The 16,917-nt window shown below is 69.5% G+C and carries 18 protein-coding genes; 4 read left to right on the top strand and 14 right to left on the bottom strand.

What is annotated here, in order from left to right:
* Positions 1 to 12: 12 nt before the first annotated feature.
* The 11 genes from ACIBAE_RS09995 to ACIBAE_RS09945 form a co-directional block, all read right to left on the bottom strand.
* On the bottom strand, positions 13 to 171 hold the full coding sequence (locus tag ACIBAE_RS09995; protein ID WP_399283603.1) for a hypothetical protein: 159 nt from the start codon (positions 169 to 171) through the stop codon (positions 13 to 15).
* A gap of 82 nt (positions 172 to 253) precedes the next feature.
* Positions 254 to 1,378 (bottom strand): methyltransferase domain-containing protein, encoded by a 1,125-nt coding sequence (locus tag ACIBAE_RS09990; RefSeq protein WP_399283601.1) that lies wholly within the window; start codon positions 1,376 to 1,378, stop codon positions 254 to 256.
* On the bottom strand, positions 1,375 to 2,337 hold the full coding sequence (tgmB, locus tag ACIBAE_RS09985) for an ATP-grasp ribosomal peptide maturase (protein ID WP_399283599.1): 963 nt from the start codon (positions 2,335 to 2,337) through the stop codon (positions 1,375 to 1,377). The genes ACIBAE_RS09990 and tgmB overlap by 4 nt, the downstream gene beginning before the upstream one ends.
* Before the next feature lie 35 nt (positions 2,338 to 2,372).
* Positions 2,373 to 2,627 (bottom strand): putative ATP-grasp-modified RiPP, encoded by a 255-nt coding sequence (tgmA, locus tag ACIBAE_RS09980; RefSeq protein WP_399283597.1) that lies wholly within the window; start codon positions 2,625 to 2,627, stop codon positions 2,373 to 2,375.
* 200 nt (positions 2,628 to 2,827) lie between these two features.
* On the bottom strand, positions 2,828 to 3,289 hold the full coding sequence (locus tag ACIBAE_RS09975; RefSeq protein WP_399283596.1) for a DUF6082 family protein: 462 nt from the start codon (positions 3,287 to 3,289) through the stop codon (positions 2,828 to 2,830).
* Positions 3,290 to 3,341: 52 nt separating this feature from the next.
* Entirely contained in the window at positions 3,342 to 3,536 is a 195-nt protein-coding gene (locus ACIBAE_RS09970; protein ID WP_399283595.1) for a hypothetical protein, read from the bottom strand.
* Between the two features lie 356 nt (positions 3,537 to 3,892).
* Positions 3,893 to 4,429, bottom strand: coding sequence for an NUDIX domain-containing protein (locus ACIBAE_RS09965; RefSeq protein WP_399283593.1), 537 nt, complete (start codon positions 4,427 to 4,429; stop codon positions 3,893 to 3,895).
* Positions 4,426 to 4,818 carry a hypothetical protein gene (locus ACIBAE_RS09960; protein WP_399283591.1) on the bottom strand — a complete coding sequence of 131 codons (393 nt, stop codon included), beginning with the start codon at positions 4,816 to 4,818 and terminating at the stop codon, positions 4,426 to 4,428. The genes ACIBAE_RS09965 and ACIBAE_RS09960 overlap by 4 nt, the downstream gene beginning before the upstream one ends.
* A gap of 115 nt (positions 4,819 to 4,933) precedes the next feature.
* Positions 4,934 to 6,115, bottom strand: a complete 1,182-nt coding sequence (locus ACIBAE_RS09955; RefSeq protein ID WP_399283590.1) for a helix-turn-helix domain-containing protein — start codon at positions 6,113 to 6,115, stop codon at positions 4,934 to 4,936.
* A 381-nt stretch (positions 6,116 to 6,496) separates the two neighbouring features.
* On the bottom strand, positions 6,497 to 7,120 hold the full coding sequence (locus tag ACIBAE_RS09950; RefSeq protein ID WP_399283588.1) for a YceI family protein: 624 nt from the start codon (positions 7,118 to 7,120) through the stop codon (positions 6,497 to 6,499).
* Positions 7,121 to 7,170: 50 nt separating this feature from the next.
* Entirely contained in the window at positions 7,171 to 8,064 is an 894-nt protein-coding gene (locus tag ACIBAE_RS09945; RefSeq protein WP_399283586.1) for an LLM class flavin-dependent oxidoreductase, read from the bottom strand.
* A 110-nt stretch (positions 8,065 to 8,174) separates the two neighbouring features.
* Here ACIBAE_RS09945 and ACIBAE_RS09940 point away from each other — a divergent pair, with 110 nt between their 5' ends.
* Positions 8,175 to 8,642, top strand: a complete 468-nt coding sequence (locus ACIBAE_RS09940; RefSeq protein ID WP_399283584.1) for a MarR family winged helix-turn-helix transcriptional regulator — start codon at positions 8,175 to 8,177, stop codon at positions 8,640 to 8,642.
* A gap of 206 nt (positions 8,643 to 8,848) precedes the next feature.
* On the opposite strand, the gene ACIBAE_RS09935 is transcribed toward ACIBAE_RS09940, so the two are convergent.
* Positions 8,849 to 9,796, bottom strand: coding sequence for an aminoglycoside phosphotransferase family protein (locus ACIBAE_RS09935; protein ID WP_399283582.1), 948 nt, complete (start codon positions 9,794 to 9,796; stop codon positions 8,849 to 8,851).
* A 203-nt stretch (positions 9,797 to 9,999) separates the two neighbouring features.
* Between ACIBAE_RS09935 and ACIBAE_RS09930 the strand changes: the two genes are divergently transcribed.
* Complete coding sequence (locus ACIBAE_RS09930) at positions 10,000 to 11,343, top strand: helix-turn-helix domain-containing protein (RefSeq protein ID WP_399283580.1); 1,344 nt, start codon at positions 10,000 to 10,002, stop codon at positions 11,341 to 11,343.
* Between the two features lie 29 nt (positions 11,344 to 11,372).
* Here the strand turns inward: ACIBAE_RS09930 and ACIBAE_RS09925 are convergent, their stop codons facing one another.
* Entirely contained in the window at positions 11,373 to 12,275 is a 903-nt protein-coding gene (locus ACIBAE_RS09925) for a PhzF family phenazine biosynthesis protein (RefSeq protein ID WP_399283578.1), read from the bottom strand.
* Between the two features lie 255 nt (positions 12,276 to 12,530).
* Here ACIBAE_RS09925 and ACIBAE_RS09920 point away from each other — a divergent pair, with 255 nt between their 5' ends.
* The gene (locus tag ACIBAE_RS09920; RefSeq protein ID WP_399283576.1) at positions 12,531 to 14,177 is read left to right on the top strand and encodes an alkaline phosphatase D family protein; all 1,647 of its coding nucleotides are present in this window, start codon (positions 12,531 to 12,533) and stop codon (positions 14,175 to 14,177) included.
* A gap of 132 nt (positions 14,178 to 14,309) precedes the next feature.
* Here the strand turns inward: ACIBAE_RS09920 and ACIBAE_RS09915 are convergent, their stop codons facing one another.
* Positions 14,310 to 15,314: a Gfo/Idh/MocA family protein gene (locus tag ACIBAE_RS09915; RefSeq protein ID WP_399283574.1), complete on the bottom strand. Its 1,005-nt coding sequence runs from the start codon at positions 15,312 to 15,314 to the stop codon at positions 14,310 to 14,312.
* An 80-nt stretch (positions 15,315 to 15,394) separates the two neighbouring features.
* Between ACIBAE_RS09915 and ACIBAE_RS09910 the strand changes: the two genes are divergently transcribed.
* Positions 15,395 to 16,861, top strand: coding sequence for a multidrug effflux MFS transporter (locus tag ACIBAE_RS09910; protein ID WP_399283804.1), 1,467 nt, complete (start codon positions 15,395 to 15,397; stop codon positions 16,859 to 16,861).
* Positions 16,862 to 16,917: the final 56 nt, after the last annotated feature.

The following is a 16,917-nucleotide window of genomic DNA, read 5'->3' as shown; positions in this document are numbered from 1 at the left end:
CCTCAACGGCGACTAACGGTTCTTCTTCGCGCGGTCCGCTGCCGCGTTGCCCAACTCTGCGGCAAGGGCCCGCTCGTCCTGAGTCAGGTCCTCGCTCCGTGCGGCGCGGCTGGCCGACGCCATTGTGTTGATCGAGGCGAACAGCGCATCGTCGTCGTCGTTCGTGGTCATTCGTTTCCTCTCTCAGGTGCTTACCGGGGCGGCAGCCTGCGCGCTGCCGCCCCTTCCGGCGGGTTTTAGCGGGGGCTCAGGTTCAGGTGAGGTGCCAGGAGTCGCCTCGGGGGGAGTCGAGCCAGAGGCAGTGGCCGGCGGCCGTAATCGTGAGTCCGTAGCGATGCGCGCCCGGGCGGCCCGCCGCGACCCAGTGGGTGAGCAGCGGTACGCGCTCTGCCCAGAGGTCGCGGGGGCCGCCGTGTTCGAGGTGCGCCGTCGTCGGGTCGAGCTGGGTGATGCGGGCCCACGACGATGTCTGCGCGTCGAGGAGACAGCGGATCGTCCGGCCGTCGTCGGCAGTGAGGGTGAACTCCATGACGTTCGGCTGCGCGAGCGACGCGAGGAGCTGGGGCACCTCGGCCCCGAGCGTGGTGACGAGCGTGATCTCCCGCTCCTCGCCCGTCCACGTGAGGAGCGCTCCGTATGAACTCTGGGCCGTGTTGCGGATGGTGTCCGGTGTCGGCCTGGCGGACATGAAGGCCGCGCAATCGGTGAGGAACGGCCCGCAGGCGCTGTGGTCCGCCTCGATGGACAGGCGGGCAATGCCCAGCCCGACGTTGGCGACGATGACCCCTCCGGGACGGACCTGTGCCCGCCATGCGTCGGGGATACGTCCGACGCCGCAGGTTGCCAACAGCCGGTCGTACGGTGCGTGGGTGTCGCAGCCGGCCATGCCGTCGCCCGCGATGAGGGTGGGTTCGTATCCCGCGCTGCGGAGCCGCTCGCGCGCGGCGTCCACGAGGTCGGGGTCGATGTCGACCGAGGTGACACGGTCGGCTCCGAGTCGGTGCGAGAGCAGGGCCGCGTTATAGCCGGTGCCCGTACCGATCTCCAGAACCGTGTCCCGGTCCCGTACGAACAGCGCTTCCAGCATCCGGGCCATGAGAGAGGGCTGTGTCGAGGAGCTGGTAGCCGTACCTGCCTCATCGAACTGGGTCAGGAGAGAGACGTCACCGTAGGCGGCGGCCAGCCATGCCGCGTCCGTCTCGTCGTAGGTGTGCTTGACACCTTCCGAGCGCACGGTGAACGCGGGCACGAACGCATGCCGGGGCACGCTGGCGAACGCCTCACGCCACGGATAGGAGGCGAGGTCGCCCGAGGAGACGAGCCGTTCCGTCATCAGGCGGCGCAGATCGTCGGCGGTGGGCGTGGTGTCGGTGGTCACAGGGGTGCCTCCAGAAGGTCGGCCAGGGCTCGGGTGATGGGAGTTCGCAGCTCCGGGATGAACGCCCACTGCCCATTGGGGTTGAGGTCGATCAGGTACCAGTCCCCGGCCTGACTAACGAGGAAGTCCATAGCGGCGTAATGGAGTTTGAACGTGTCCAGCAGGCGGAGGATGCCGCCGTCGACGTGTGACGGAACCCTGGTGACCTTGTAGTTGAGGCTGTCGTAGTCGGTGCGGAAGTCGATGCGGCTCGCCTCGGATCCGGCGTGGATCTCGGCGGCGAAGAGCTGGCCGGCCACAGCGGTGACCCGCACTTCGTACGCCTTCGGTATCCACTCCTGGAACTGGTGGGCAGTGAGGGCCACCGAGTCCGTGATCTCTTCGGCGTGGACCTGGGTGGTCCACAGCGCGTTCGGCTCACCGTCAACGCCAGTGGGAGGGTGCGTGCCCAGCCCCTTGTACGCGGCGACCCCACCAGGAAGGCCACGCACGAACGCGCGAGCCTCGTCCACGTCGTTGGTGATCAGGGTGTCGGGAACAGCGAGCTCACAGCGTCCGGCGGTCGCGAGCGCCACCGGCTTGACGCCGGCCGCCTTGTTGCGGTGCGGGCGATTCACGACGACACAGTCCAGCGCTGCGAGCACGCCGCCGAGACCGGCTCGGGCCTCGGCGGCTGCCCACTGCGCGTCCTCCTCCGGCAGGCCGGGAAGGAGGGCGTACTCCGATGGACGCCGGTAGTAGACGGAGCGCACATGATCGAGATCCACGGTCCGGTGCTCACCGCGCAGGGTGCCTTCCCAGACGTCCCGCAGACGGCCGACGCGGGCCGTCAACCGCAGGGCAGCGGGGAAACTCGTTCCCGGGTCGAGCCGATGCACGGGCACGGCCCGTTCGTTGAGCTCCGCGATCACCAGATCAGCGGTGGCGTCGTCCTCGCGCGTCAACACCAGAACAGTCATTGATCAGGTTCTCCGTTCATTCGGCCGGTGTCAGGTCAGTCGGTGTCGTTCGACTTCGACTCGTCGAGCTGGCTGTCCTCCCTCGTCTGGGAGACCGTTTCGAACGCGGACTTCATCGACGGGGCGTGGATGAACGGCTCCCCGTCCGTGGTGACGCTGATCTGCCGCTCAGGGCAGAGGGACAGGACGGGCCACACACCCGCCTCGGCGCGCACGGGGACGGCCTTGGTCAAGCCGAAGGGACGTACGGCCGCCTGGGGCGGCCGGATCTCCAGAGTCGTCGGTGCCATGTGGTGCTCCTTCTTCGTGTCGCGATCGGAAGTTGCGTCGAGTACTGCGGGGCCGGTACGGGTCGTACGGGGGAGACAGAGCGCCGCCCTGCCTCCCCCGCTTCCACGCCCCGCTCTTCCCGCCCCTCCCCGCATATAGGAGCGGCCGAGCGGGACATTTCCGCCCCCTATCACTTCGGGGCGGAGTCTTTAGGGCACGATCAGCTGCTGAGATTCGTGCAATCCGGGGACCGGAACGTCGCGCGGTACGCCTGCTCGAAGATTTCGACGAACTCACGGTCCGTGCTGTCCCGCGCTTCCGCGATCCGCACCTTCCGGGCCTTCTTCCAGAATTCGGCGTTCCGCGGGTTCGCCATGAAGTCGACCGCGACACCGTGCATCGCGCCGGGAGCGACGACGCGTGTGCGGAACTGCGACGTCCACAGCACCATCCAGCGGTTGCAGTGCAGCGTGTGAACCCGCTGCTCTTCGGTGCAAGAGTCGAGCGCCGGCGACATCGCAGCGAGCGTCGCATCCCTTTCCTGATCCGCCATCAGTCTCTGATGCATGGCGGCCGTCGCCAGGAGACACCTCTCCCGGTGCTGCCGACTGGTGACCGCGAGGCAGGCCACGCCTACCGCTGCGGCGGCCAGAAGTGTGGCGACGAGCATTTTCTTCTTCATGCGGTGAACCTTCTTCTAGCTATTTGCCGTGGCGAGGATGAGAGTGGGACTCTCAGCTCCTGTCCGAGCGGCCGGAGCCGAAGATGCTGTCGTAAAGGGTCTGCTCTTCCAGCCGTACGAGCGCGGCCTCCATGCGACCCACCGTGCGGTCGTGACGGTCCCGTACCGCCTGCCGCTGGAAGCGCTGGATCCGCCTGCGGAGCACCGCGTCGCGCAGCCGGTCGATCAGTTTCTTCAGGATTTTCATGGAGCCTTCCGCTCTTCAAGGTCGGGGGGAGCAGCGGCCACACGCCGCTGCCCGCACGGAGTAGGGGGCGGTAGATGATGCGGGGCCCGTCCATGAGCCACGGCGCGTGATCGCGAAAGATCAGACACCTGCGTCCGGTAGGTGTGGCCCTTATGGTCGAGACCTCGTGGAGCGCCTGGTCGAGCCGGACGAGATCCCCGACACGAACCTCATCGGGCTGCTGCTCAATGGCGAAGATCCTGGGAGGGGCGGCCGACTGCCCGGCGCCGTTCATCAGCCCCTCCCGATCGCTACGACGAGGGCCGTGCCGACCGAGAGGACCGCGAGCACGTAGGCGATCTGCTGTCCCCGGGGGCTCACAGTGAGACCGCCGGCCGGTGGAGTACGCGGGTGCGGATGAGGGGGCTGATCTCGTCGAGTGGCACCCACCGGGCCTGTCCGCCGACCGCGACGACGGGTGACAGCGCGTCGGAGTGGGCGCGGAACAGGTAGCGGAAGCCGTAGCGCTTCCGCGCTCCCCCGAACTCGGGGGCCGGTTCGGTGACGTCGATCAGGAGAGGGCCCTCCTCCCCGGGGGCCGCCCAGACGTCGTAGATGCCGGCGAACTCCTCCAGCACGCGGAGGGCGGCGTCGCTGAGCGAGTCGTCCTGGTCGTCGGGAGAGCCCTCGGCGAGAGCCCAGCGGCCGTTCCACAGGGAGAGCACCCGATTCTGCTCGTCGACCACGATCGCGCCGGCCGTGACCAGCGGGCAGCTTCCCGCGTGATGGCAGGTCCGGAGCCGGGTGTGATCGCACGCTGCCATGAACAGCGGCGTCAGCGCTTTGGTCTCGCCCGGGTGGGCGTGCAGATAGGTGTTCGCCTCTTTGACGATGTCGCTCTCTTCGACGCTCATCGCTCCCCGCCACCCTCGTGGGTCTCGCGGTAGGCCGAGGCGAGACGCAGCGTGACGCGGGCCAGCTCGCGCAGGTACTCGTACGCGCTGAACTGCGTCGCCGTCCCGGTGGGCCGCCGACCGAGGTCCAGCAGCCCGTACGCCTCGCGGTAGACCTCACGGACGAGATGGTCCTCGTCGTAGCCCAGATCCCGTCCGAGCAGCTCTTCCGTGTGCCCGACGAGTGTCCGGGTGGCCTCGTCGATCTCCGACCGCTCCGGCATCGCGAACCGGATGGCGACCGCCCACCTCACGGTCTCGTCCATCGCCGCCAGATCGAGTGCCGACGGTTCCGCTAGGCGAGGGGATGTATTGCCCGTGTCAGGTGGGAGCTCAGGTTCGGCCGTCATCGTCTGCTCCTCCTCCTGGGGCTGCGCGGGGTGAGTCACATGACCAGGGTGGCGACAAAAAAGGGCCTCGACTGACAAGAGTCTTTGTCAGTCGAGGCCCGAGATTGACGCAGTGTTACATGCCAATCCAGTGAGCGAAATTCGCGAAATTGTCGGGCACCCGCCGATAGTGGGAGGCCAGATCCTCCACGGTCTGGCGGACCAGCGGCGAATACCTTGTCTGCTGCGGTGCGGCCTTCCGTGCCATTCGAAGGGTCAGGTAAGCCGCATCCGGCTTGCCCGACCACATCTGCGCGCGCGCCAGGTCGGCGTAATGATGGCCAACTCTGGAAGCTGGCAGAGTGTCGAGGGCGATCCCCTCGGCAGCCTCCACCGCGTCGCCGAAGTTGCTCATCTCGGAGTGCGCCGCTACTCGGTGAAGTGCCACATTGGCCGGGCCGAAGGAGCACCACAGCACCTTTTCGGCCGGACCCGTGATCTTGGCAATTCGGAGAGCTTCGCCCAAGTGCCCGGTTACGTCTGTTTCTCGGTTGTCCCGAGCGGCGAGGATTGCGGCCCCGAGGTGCAGTTGGCCAGTTACTACGTTCCGCTCAAGCGAGGGCTCGGCCTGCTTGATCGTACTGAGGCCAGCCAGAACGATCCGCTTGCCGATGTTGTACTGCGCCGCTCGAAGGTAGGCCTGCCCTCGAAAGTACTGACGCAGTGACGCCAGAACGGGATCGGAAGCTCGAACAGCGGCCCAATCGAGCCTGTCCAGAGCGGTCGTGGAAAGGTCGCTGTACCCCAGTTTGCCTGCGATGTCGTAGGCCGACCGATACAGGTACGCCAGAGTTCGCCACATGGCATCGGACGGGGTGAGGTGGGCTGCGGTCGTCGTCTCGTGAATCAGAGCGGGGAGGGCTGCTGCGGCAGCGCGCAGGTTCGTTTCCCGGATAGTTTCGCCCAGCTTCCTGGCCTCGTCAGCCAGGACGGCGTGGGCGCGGGGCAGGATCTCAGGGTCTGGGCCAAGATCATAAACGTCCAGCGCCTCGCGGATCGGCTGAATGAGTTGATCGATCTGGTCTGCACGAAGTTCTTCTATGTAAGGCTGACCCGTAAGCTCATTCACGGATACAGCGAGGGCGCGCGCTACAGCGCCAAGAAAAGCGGCGGTGGCTGGCGCGGTGCCTCGTTCCACTTTGCTGATCAGGGACGCCGAGACGTGGGCTCGATTCGCGAGGCCCTGCTGCGTCAGGTGGCGAAGCACGCGGTTGCGCGCTACTCGCGCGCCGGTGTGTTCGGCAGGACGTACAGGCATACTGGGCTCCTGTTCTGACTTGACAACAGGAACGGTACCCCCGAGATAGCGGGCGGAGCGCAACTTCAGCCCCGCTCCAGTAGGCGTGGGGCTGAAGTTGGTGTGCGGAATCTGAGATGAAGTCAAGGCAACTTCACGGCGTCGTCGTACCCATCCACCTACTCCCGGCCGTTCAGGTGTGCCGGCGGATTTCCGACGCCGCGTTCACACCGGTACCGCACGGACCGGTCCGCGCCCCGGCTCCGGCAATCTCTGCCCGAGCCCCGACCCCGAGGCCCCCGGTTACGACGGGCGTGAACCTTCGATTCGTAACAGGGTGCGGCGCGCCGGTGGTGGAGGTCGCCTTCGAGGCGCGGAGCGGCCCGTGTCACGTGGAGGCGGTCACAGGGCCAGTGGGCGACCCAGGAACTGTTCGACGATGGGGCGGATCTCGCCCTCCACCATGCTGATCTCCAGATCGATGTCGACGGTGGCGCCGACGAAGATCTCCGCTCCTGGGAGCGGGGGCAGGGCGGAGACGCCGAAGTCGCGGCGGTCCACGGTGGTGTGTCCGGTGAACGCCAGGCGGCGGCCGCCGGTGAAGGGGTAGGTGTCCTGGCCGAGGAACTGACCGGTCAGGGTCACCGGGCGGGTGGTGCCCGTGACGGTGAGGTCGCCGTCCAGCTCCCAGTGGCTCTCCGCACGGCGGACCCGGTGGCCGTGGAACTCCATGACGGGGTGCCGGTCGGTGTCGAAGAATTCGGCCGACCGCAGGTGCTGGTCGCGGAACGGGACGCCCGTGTCGACCGTGGCCATCGCGATCCGTACGTCCGCGGTCGTCTCCTCGACCGGGTCGGCGATACGGATGGTGCCCTCGACGTCGGTGAAACGGCCGCGGACCCGGACGAATCCCAGGTGCCGGGCGGTGAAGCCGACGTAGGAGTGCAGGGTGTCGATGTGCCAGGTGCCCTCGGGGGGAACCGCTATTTTCTCGTCGCGGGAATCCGCTGCGGGCGTGGTGCTCATGTCTGTGTTCCTTCGGTGAGTGGGGTGGGGGCGGTCGGCGGCGGGGGTGGTCAGCCGGCGGTGCGGGCGCGTACGTGGGGTGCCACGTGCTCGGCGAACAGTGCTGTCTGGGCCTCGGGGTCGGCGTTGACGGGCCAGAACAGGAACGAGTCGAAGCCGAGCTCGTCGCGGTAGCGCCCCAGGGTCTCCACCCAGAAGCCGGCGGGGCCCGTCAGGCTCTGGCCCTCGGAGGTGGGGCCGCCGTCGGTGATCGTGCCCATCACGTTGTAGACGCGCTGTACGGCCTTCGGGTCGCGGCCGGCGGCGGCCGCCGACTCGTCGAGGATCCGCTGCATCTCCGGGACGCGCTCCGGCGGGGCGTAGGCGTTGGTGGGTAGCCAGCCGTCGCCCAGCCGCCCGGTGATCCGCAGCATGCGCGGCCCGTACGAGCCCACCATGATCGGGACCGGCCGGGGCGGCAGCGGCCCGGGGTGGGCGCCGTTGACCTGGTGGTACTCGCCGTTGATCCGCACCGAGCGCCCGGCCGGGTCGCTCATCGCCTTCATGACCCGCATGGATTCCTCGAAGGCGCTCGCCGCCTGGCCCGGGGAGTACTCAGGACCGCCGTACGCCGCCGTGGCCTGCGGTGCGGCACCCGCCCCGACGCCCAGCACGACCCGGTCGCCGCTGAGCAGGCTCAGGGTCGAGGCGGCCTTGATCAGCTGCGCCGGCGGGCGCAGCACGGTGTTGGCCACGTTGGTGGTGAACGTCAGCCGCTGCGTGGACATGGCCAGCGCGGTCATGAACGTCCATGTCTCCAGGAACTCCGGGTGGTAGAGGTGGTCCTGGATCCCGACGAAGTCCAGGCCGCTGTCCTCGGCGAGGCGGGTCAGGCGCTGTGCGGCCTGCACCCCCGAGGCCGAGGGGTCGATGTTCAGTCCGATGGATCCGGCCGGGATGCTCATGAGTCCCTCTCCTTGGCTTCCGGTGCGAGCCGCCCAGGCGGCCTCTCGTTTATCTGCCGGTACAACTATTGTAGGTACAGATATAATTCCCGGCGGGAGGGGACACACCGATGAGCGACCCAGGATCGGACCCGAGAGCGCTGGCCGCCTGGCGGCACTACCTGCTCTCCTACAACCAGATAACAAGGGCCATGGAGGCCGAGATGGCCGAGCGGGCCGGTATCGGCCTCAGCCAGTACGACGTCCTGCTGCGACTGGCCGAGACCGTCCACGGCCGCATGCGCATGAGCGACCTCGCCGAGGCCGTCGTCTACAGCACGGGAGGGCTGACGCGACTGCTGGGGCGGATGCACACCGCCGGCCTCGTGCGCCGCGCGCCCTCGGAGGAGGACCGGCGCGTCATATACGCCGAACTCACCGAGCGCGGCCGGGAACGGCTCGCGGCGGCGTCCGAGGTCCATCTCGAAGGCATCGAGCGGCACTTCGCCCGGTTTCTCCGCCCCGGCGAAGCGGCGCCTGTCGCCGCCTTCCTCGCCCGTCTCCACCACGCCGACCACGACTGCACCACCAGTCACTGAGCCGGGTGGCGTCCACAGTGCCGGTGGTGCGGACGGTGCCGGTGGTGCGGACGGTGCCGGTGGTGCGGACGGTGCCGGTGGTGCGGACGGCGCCCGGCCGGGCGGCCAGTGGTCAGGCGGGCCGGTGGCCAGGCGGGCCGGTGGTCAGGCGGCCGGTGGTCAGGCGGGCCGGTGGCCAGGCGGGCCGGTGGTCAGGCGGCCGGTGGTCAGGCGGGCCGGTGTGCGCTGTCGTTCCGGTGATCCGCGATCAGATCATCGATCAGGCGCCGGGCGCGGGCCGCACGCACGGGATCGGTGTCCGCGAGGTCGGCGGGGGAAGGCAGCGACGTGGCGAGTCCCCAACCACGCCCCCGTACCCACGTCGCCTCGTCGGCCCCGAGGGCGGCGCGGAAGACGTCCCTGGCTTCCGTGGGCAGGAATGACCACGCGGCCAGCAGGTCGCACGCGGGATCGCCCACGGCCAGCGTCCCGAAGTCGATGACGGCGCTGAGCCGGCCGTCGACGGTGAGCAGGTTGCCGGGCGCGAGGTCCCCGTGGATCCAGACGGGCGGACCGTCCCAGGCCGGTGCCCGCAGGGCCGCTTCCCATACCTCGGTCACCGCGTCGGTGTCGGCCAGGCCCTCCAGGGCGGCGATCCGGGAGCGGACACGCTCCTCGACGGCCGCCGAATCGGCGGGATCACCCATGGGAACGCCACGGAATCCGTTACTCCACTCGGGAGGCGGACCGCCGGCGGAGTCGATCCCCTGGAGTGCCGTGATGAACTCCGCCAGATCCCTCGCCGCCCGGACCGGATCGGTGATGCGCCCGACGGCCGGGTTCTCGCCTTCGAGCCAGCGGTAGACGGACCACGGAAAGGGGTAGCCCTCGGCGGGGATCCCCTGTGCGAGCGGCGTGGGGACGGCGAGCGGCAGGTGCGGAGCGAGGTGCGGCAGCCACCGCTGTTCCCGCTCCACCTGACCGACCCACCTGGAGTAGCGGGGCAGCCGTACGGACATATCCTGGCCGAGCCGATACGTCACGTTGTCCGCGCCGGGCGAGGTGACCGGCGCGAGGGGGAGGTCCGCCCACTGTGGGAACTGCCCCGCGAGCAGTCGGCGTACGAGAGCCGCGTCGGCGTACACCTCGACGGAGGACGAATCATCGGCGGACAAGAGGCAGCTCCTCGAACGGGCTGAATGCTGTGGATTCGATGGATCTGCCATCCCATCCCTCGAAGCGGCGCCTGTCCACCGGTTAATGGAGCGGCTGCCGATCTCCCGATGCCGCCGCGTCCGGAAGCGGGAGAGCGCATTGACTCGATCCCTTTCGCCGTGTCAAGATTTTTTCATTTCCCGTCAAGGTGGAGCACTTTCAGATGCCAGGCAGTGAATCAATCGGATCGCGGATTCAAAGGCTACGGCGTGCTGCCGGAATGTCACAGGAGGTTCTGGCGGGGAAGGACCTTTCCCCCAGCTACATCTCGCTGCTCGAAGCCGGAAAGCGCGAACCGTCCGCCGATGTCATTCGCCTGCTGGCGGAACGGCTCGGCTGCAAGCCCGATTACCTCAGCGGGGCCGGCGCGAAGCCGGACGCCACATCGCTGGAGGTCGAGCTGCGTTACGCGGAGATGACGCTGCGGAACGGGGACGCGCAGGCCGCGCGATCCGGGTTCGAGGAGCTGCGGAAGAAAGTGTCCGTCTCGCAGCACCCGGCCATCTGGTGCGCGGCCGAACTCGGTGTCGCGCAGTCGCTGGAGGCCGGTGGGCAGCTGGAGGAGGCCGTCGCCCGCTTCGAAGCCCTGCGTGAGATGTCGCTGGGGGAGCTGCGGGCCTTCGTTCCCCAGTTCACCGTCGTCATGTCGCTGTGCCGCTGCTACCGGGAGCTGGGCGACCTCTCGCACGCCATCGAGCTCGCCGAAAGCACGCTCGACGAGTTCAAGGCCGCCCAACTGCCGCCCACGGTCACCTACCTGGAACTGCTGTCCACCCTGGTCGGCATCTACTGCGAGCGGGGCGATCTCCACCGGGCCGACTACCTGGCCGCCCGGGCCATCAGGGAAGCCGCCATCGTCACGGACCGGAAGGCCCTGGGAGCGGCTTACTGGAACGCCAGTGTGGTCATGCACCGCCAGGGCCGGTCGAACGAGGCGCTGTCGTTGATCACCAAGGCCCTGGCGATCTATTCCGAGGGTGATGACGAGCGGGCGCTGGCCCGCGTCCGCAACGCCTATGCGGGCGTCCTGCTGCAGTCGGAGGAGCCCGACGCGGACACGGCGAAGAAACTGCTCCAGCAGAGCGCCCAGGTGCTGGGCTCCGTCGGCAGCAGCATCGACGTCGCCTATGTGGAGACGGCGCTGGCCCGTGCCGACCTCATGCTGGGTGATGCCGAGGGAGCCCTGGGGCACGCGGCCCGGGCGCTGGATCTGCTGGGGCCCGAGCACCGGCTGGAGAGCGCGCGTACGCAGCTGGTCCTCGCCGCCGCGCAGCTCACCCTCGGGAATCACGACGCCGCGCAGATCGCCTACGAACGCGGCGCGCTGATGCTGGAGGCGTCCGAGGCCGGACGCCAGGCCGCGTTCGCCTGGTCGGAACTCGCGGAAATCCTTGAGCGGTGCGGCGAGAAGGAACGCGCCCTGTGGGCCTACCGGCAGAGCATGCTCAGCATGGGCCACCGGGGAAGCCTCCTCAGCGGCGCGGATCGGTCCAGCCCCCGGCGCTGACCCAACGCCCGGCGCCCGCCGCCCGGCGCTCAGTCCGCCGGCTGCGGGATCCGGGCCCCCGCGCCGCTCACCCGGATGTGCGGGTCACCCTCCCGCAGCTCCACCGTCAGCAGTCCCGGGCGCCCCAGGTCCTCGCCCTGGTGGAGGGTGAGGACCGACTCGCCCGGTACGGCGCCGAGTTCGCGGGCGTACGCGCCGAAGGCGGCCGCCGCGGCACCCGTCGCCGGGTCTTCGACCACGCCGCCCACCGGGAACGGGTCGCGGACGTGGAAGACCGTCGCCGAGGCGCGCCAGACCAGCTGAAGTGTCGTCAGGTCCAGCCGGTGCATGAGTGCTTCGAGGCGCGCGAAGTCGTACGAGAGGTCCGCGAGCCGGGCGCGGCTCGCGGCGGCGAGGACGAGGTGGCGGGCGCCGGCGAAGGCGATGCGGGGCGGCAGGGCCGGGTCCAGGTCGGTGGCCGGCCAGCCGAGTGCGGTGAGTGCCTCCCGTACGTCCTGCTCGGCCACGCCGGCCACGTACGGCTTGACGCTGGTGAGGGTGGCCCGCAGCGTCCCGTCCGTCTCGGTGACCGTGACCGGTACGGTCCCCGCGCGGGTGGCGAAGACGAGGTCTCCGGGGCCCGTGCGTTCGGCCAGGGCGACGGCGGCGGCGACCGTGGCGTGTCCGCAGAACGGGACCTCCGCCTTCGGGCTGAAGTACCGGACGGTGAAGGCCCGGCCGGACCCGCCGCCGAGTCCCCCGGGCGGCGCGGTGAGGAACGCGGACTCGCTGTATCCCAGCTCCGCCGCGATCGCGAGCATCTCGTCGTCGTGGAGTCCGGCCGCGTCGAGGACCACTCCGGCGGGGTTGCCGCCCCCCGGATCGCTGGAGAAGGCCGTGTACCGGAGGACTTCGGCGGGTGACGTCGTACCGGATGCGCTCTGTGGGCTCATGACTGCGCCAACTCCCCTGTCGGCCGGACGCATTCCCGCCGCGTCGAGAACGACCGAAAAGAGGAAGCTGATCTTATTTTCTACATGGTGTTGATCTTCCGCATGGCGTTCGCGGACACGGAGCGTACGTAAGGTACAACTGAGCGCAGCACGCGGACCCCATCCGGTCGCCCTATGCGTGTTGTGCACCCGACAACAGGGCGCCTTCGCGCTCGACCGTAACGCGAGTGACAGCCGCCGTCAGGGGAGGGGCACATGACACTTGTACACCGCCACGCGCAGGGCACCCACGCACCCGAGCTGAGGGCCGCCGCCGCGCGCCTCGGCCGCCGCCGGTTCCTCACCGGCACCGCGGCCGCCGCCGCGCTCGCCTTCGCCGTCAACCTGCCGGCCACCGGTGCCGCGAGCGCCGCCGAGCTGGACACCAGGAAGATCTCCACGGACCCGTTCACCCTCGGCGTCGCCTCCGGGGACCCGCGCCCGGACGGCATCCTGCTCTGGACCAGGCTCGCGCCCAGCCCGTACGAGGCGGACGGCGGACTGCCCGCGGAACGGGTCTCCGTGCGCTGGGAGGTGGCCGGCGACACCAGCTTCTCCCGGATCGTCACGAGCGGACGGCTCGACGCCCACCCGGAGTTCCACCACAGCGTGCACGTCGACGTCGCCGGTCTCGACGCGGACCGCGTGTACTACTTCCGCTTCCGCGCCGGTACCTGGATCAGCCCGGTCGGCCGCACCCGCACCGCGCCTCTGCGCAACACCGCGATCAGCCGCCTCACCTTCGCCGCCGTCTCCTGCCAGGCGTACCACGACGGCTACTTCACCGCGTACAAGCACCTGGCCGAGGAGGACCTCGATGTCGTCTTCCACCTCGGCGACTATTTGTACGAATACGCCGTGACCGCCGTCGGCGGGGCCCGCAAGTACACCGACCGCCGGCTGCCCGCGCACTTCAACCGCGAGACGGTCACGCTGGAGGACTACCGGCTGCGCTACAGCCTCTACAAGTCGGACGCGGACCTGCGGGCCGCGCACGCCGCGCACCCGTTCGTCGTCACCTGGGACGACCACGAGACGGAGAACAACTACGCGGGCGACACCCCCGAGAACGACGTCCCGCCCGAGGAATTCCTGCTGCGCCGCGCCTCCGCGTACCGCGCGTACTGGGAGAACCAGCCGCTGCGCGCCCCGCAGGAGCCCAAGGGGCCCGACATGCGGCTCTACCGCCGGCTCCAGTTCGGCCGGCTCGCGCAGTTCGACATCCTCGACACCCGGCAGTACCGCTCCGACCAGGCGTACGGGGACGGCTGGCAGGTGCCGGGCCCGGAATCGGAGAACCCCGCGCGCACCCTGACAGGGCAGGCGCAGGAGAGATGGCTGCTGGACGGCTGGAAGAGCTCCACGGCGACCTGGAACGTCATGCCGCAGCAGGTCACGTTCTCCCAGCGGCGCAATCTGCCCACCGCCGACTTCAAGCTGTCGATGGACGCCTGGGACGGCTACCCGGCCTCCCGACAGCGCCTCATGAACGGCGTGGAAGCCGCCGGGCTCAAGAACTTCATGGTGCTGACCGGCGATGTGCACACCGCGAACGCGTACGACCTGAAGAAGGACTGGAACGACCCGGAGTCACGCACCCTGGGCACCGAGATCGTGGCGACCTCGATCTCCAGCGGCAAGGACGGTACGGACAAACCGGCCGACTGGGCAGCGCACATGGCGGCCAACGGGCACATGAAGTTCTACCACGGGCGGCGCGGCTATGTGACCGTGGCGCTCGGCGTCCAGGAGGCACGGGCGGACTTCCGGGCGGTCAGCGCCGTCACCAAGCCCGGCGCCCCGGTCACGACGGTGGGGTCCTTCGTGACCGAGGCGGGCGATCAGGGCCTCAGGCCTGCCTGACCGGCACCGGACGGACAGTCGCACCGGACGGACAGTCGCACCGGACGGACAGTCGGGCGCGGGACACCGGCCCGAGACGTCGTCGGTCCGGTGCGCTCCTGTGTGGTGCGGTCCGGTGCGGTCCCCGGCCGGTTACGCGTCGACGGGGAAGCGGACGCCGATGCGCTCGCGCGCGGCGTCGAGCGTCCGCATCACGGCGAGGGTGCCGTCCAGCGGCACCAGCGGGGACTCCGTCTCGCCGGCCCGCAGGCAGCGCATCACCTCGGCCGCCTCATGCTGCATCCCGCGCAGCTCGCTCTCCAGGGTGAACACCTCGGGCTCCTGGCCCTCCCGGTGCAGGACGATCCGCTGCGGGTCGTACAGACCGGGCACCTCGAACCGGCCCTTCGTGCCGATCACCGACGCGTCCTGCGCGCTCCTGGCCGTGACCGAGCAGGAGAGCAGCGCCTGCGCCCCGGACTCCCAGCCCAGCAGGACACCGGTGTTGAGGTCCACGCCCTCGGGGGAGAGCAGCGCGTCGGCCAGCACCCGGTCCGGCTCGCCCAGCAGGCGCTGAGCGAAGGCCACCGGATACACGCCGAGGTCGAGCAGGGCGCCGCCCCCCAGGTCGGGGTTGCGCAGCCGGTGCTCGGGGTCGGTGGGGCCCACGATGCCGAAGTCGGCGTGGATGGTGTGGATCTCGCCGATCACACCGTCCTTGATCATGTCCACCATGCGCAGGAGAAGGGGATTGCAGTACGTCCACATGGCTTCCATCAGGAAGACGTTCCGCTTCCTGGCCAGCGAGACGAGCTCCTCGGCCTCGCGGGTGTTGAGCGTGAACGGCTTCTCGCACAGCACCGGCTTCCCGGCGGCGAGAGCCAGGCCGGCGGCGGCCCGGTGCGCGGAGTGCGGAGTCGCCACGTAGATGACGTCCACCTCCTCGTCGGCGACGAGCCCGGCCCAGTCGCCGTACGCCCGCTCGATGCCGAACCGGTCCGCGAAGTTCCGCGCGGACGCGTCACTGCGCGACGCCACCGCGACGACCTCGGCCCCGGGCACCCCCAGCACGTCGGTGGTGAACCGCTCGGCGATGCCGCCCGTCGCGAGTACGCCCCAGCGCACAGCTCGGTCCTGTGTCACTTCTACCGCTGTCATAGCTGCCTCAATTTAAACGGTCTCGAACACTCCAGCTGAGCTGAGAGCATAGGTAAGGATTCGACGACATGGAGATACGGATGCCGGACGGCGGTCAGATCACCGCAGGGCAGAACGGACACATACGGCCAGGACAACGGCGTCCGGCACCAACACCAACACCAGGTGAAACCCACGTTCCGGGGCAGCGACCGGCCCCCGGACAGTCAGCCCCCTCACAGGCACCCTCCTCACAGGCACCCTCCCCGGGGCCGGCGTCCCCGGGGCTGACATCCCCGCGGTCACCCTCCCCGCCGCCCACCGGCCCCGCACCCGCGCGCCGCGTCGGACTGCTCGTCACCCTGGTCCTCGGCGGGCTCAACGCACTGCCCCCGCTGTCGATGGACATGTACCTCCCGGCGCTGCCGGAGGTCACCCGCGTACTGGACTCGCCCGCCGCGACCGCGCAGCTCACCCTCACCGCCTGTCTGGCGGGCATGGCGCTCGGTCAGATCATCGTCGGGCCCATGAGCGACAAGTGGGGGCGCCGCAAGCCCCTGATGTTCGGCATGGTCGTCTACATCATCGCCACGGCCATGTGCGCCGTGGCGCCCAGCGTCGAGCTCCTCATCGGCTTCCGCCTGCTCCAGGGGCTCGCCGGCGCGGCGGGCATCGTCATCTCCCGCGCGATCGTGCGTGACCTGTTCGACGGCGACGAGATGGCCCGCTTCTTCTCCACGCTGATGCTGATCTCCGGCGTCGCGCCGGTCATCGCGCCCGTCATCGGCGGCCAGGTGCTGCGCCTGACCGACTGGCGCGGCATCTTCGTCATCCTCACGGTGGTGGGGACGCTCCTGACCTTCGTCGTCTGGAAGTGGCTGGACGACACGCTGGCGCCGGAGAACCGGCACAGCGGCGGGGTCGGTGAGGCGCTGCGTACGATGCGCGGGCTGATCGGCGACCGGGTCTTCGCCGGCTACGTGCTGTCGGGCGGGCTCGCCTTCGCCGCGCTGTTCGCGTACATCTCCGCCTCGCCGTTCGTGGTGCAGGAGATCTACGGTGCCTCGCCGCAGACCTTCAGCCTGCTCTTCGCCGTCAACTCGATCGGTCTGATGGCAGTCGGCCAGCTCAACGGCAAGGTGCTGGTCGGCCGGGTCAGCATGGACCGGGTGCTCGGCCTCGGACTCGCCGTCATCGCGCTCGCCGGGCTGGCGCTGCTGCTGATGACCACCGGTGTGTTCGGTCCTGTGGGGCTCTTCCCGATCGCGGCGGCGCTGTTCGTGCTGATGTCCGCGATGGGCCTGGCGCTGCCGAACACCAACGCCCAGGCGCTGATGCGGGCCCCGCACGCCGCGGGTTCCGCCTCCGCCCTCATCGGTACGTCGTCCTTCCTGATCGGCGCCATCGCCTCGCCGCTCGTCGGCGTCGCGGGCGAGGGGACCGCGGTCCCGATGGCCGTCGTCCAGGTGGTGTGCGCGGTCGGCGCGGTCGGCTGCTTCCTGGGGCTCGTACGTCCCTGGCAGCACCGGCACCCCAGGGAACGGCGGGAGAACCCGGCCGTCGCCTGAGTCACGTCCGGCCGATGCGCGACCGAGGGTCCGGGGCCCTCGGTCGCCGGGCCCTC

This window comes from Streptomyces sp. NPDC051569 (genome assembly GCF_044454085.1).
GTDB lineage: Bacteria > Actinomycetota > Actinomycetes > Streptomycetales > Streptomycetaceae > Streptomyces.
This window is presented reverse-complemented; position numbering and strand designations above follow the sequence as displayed.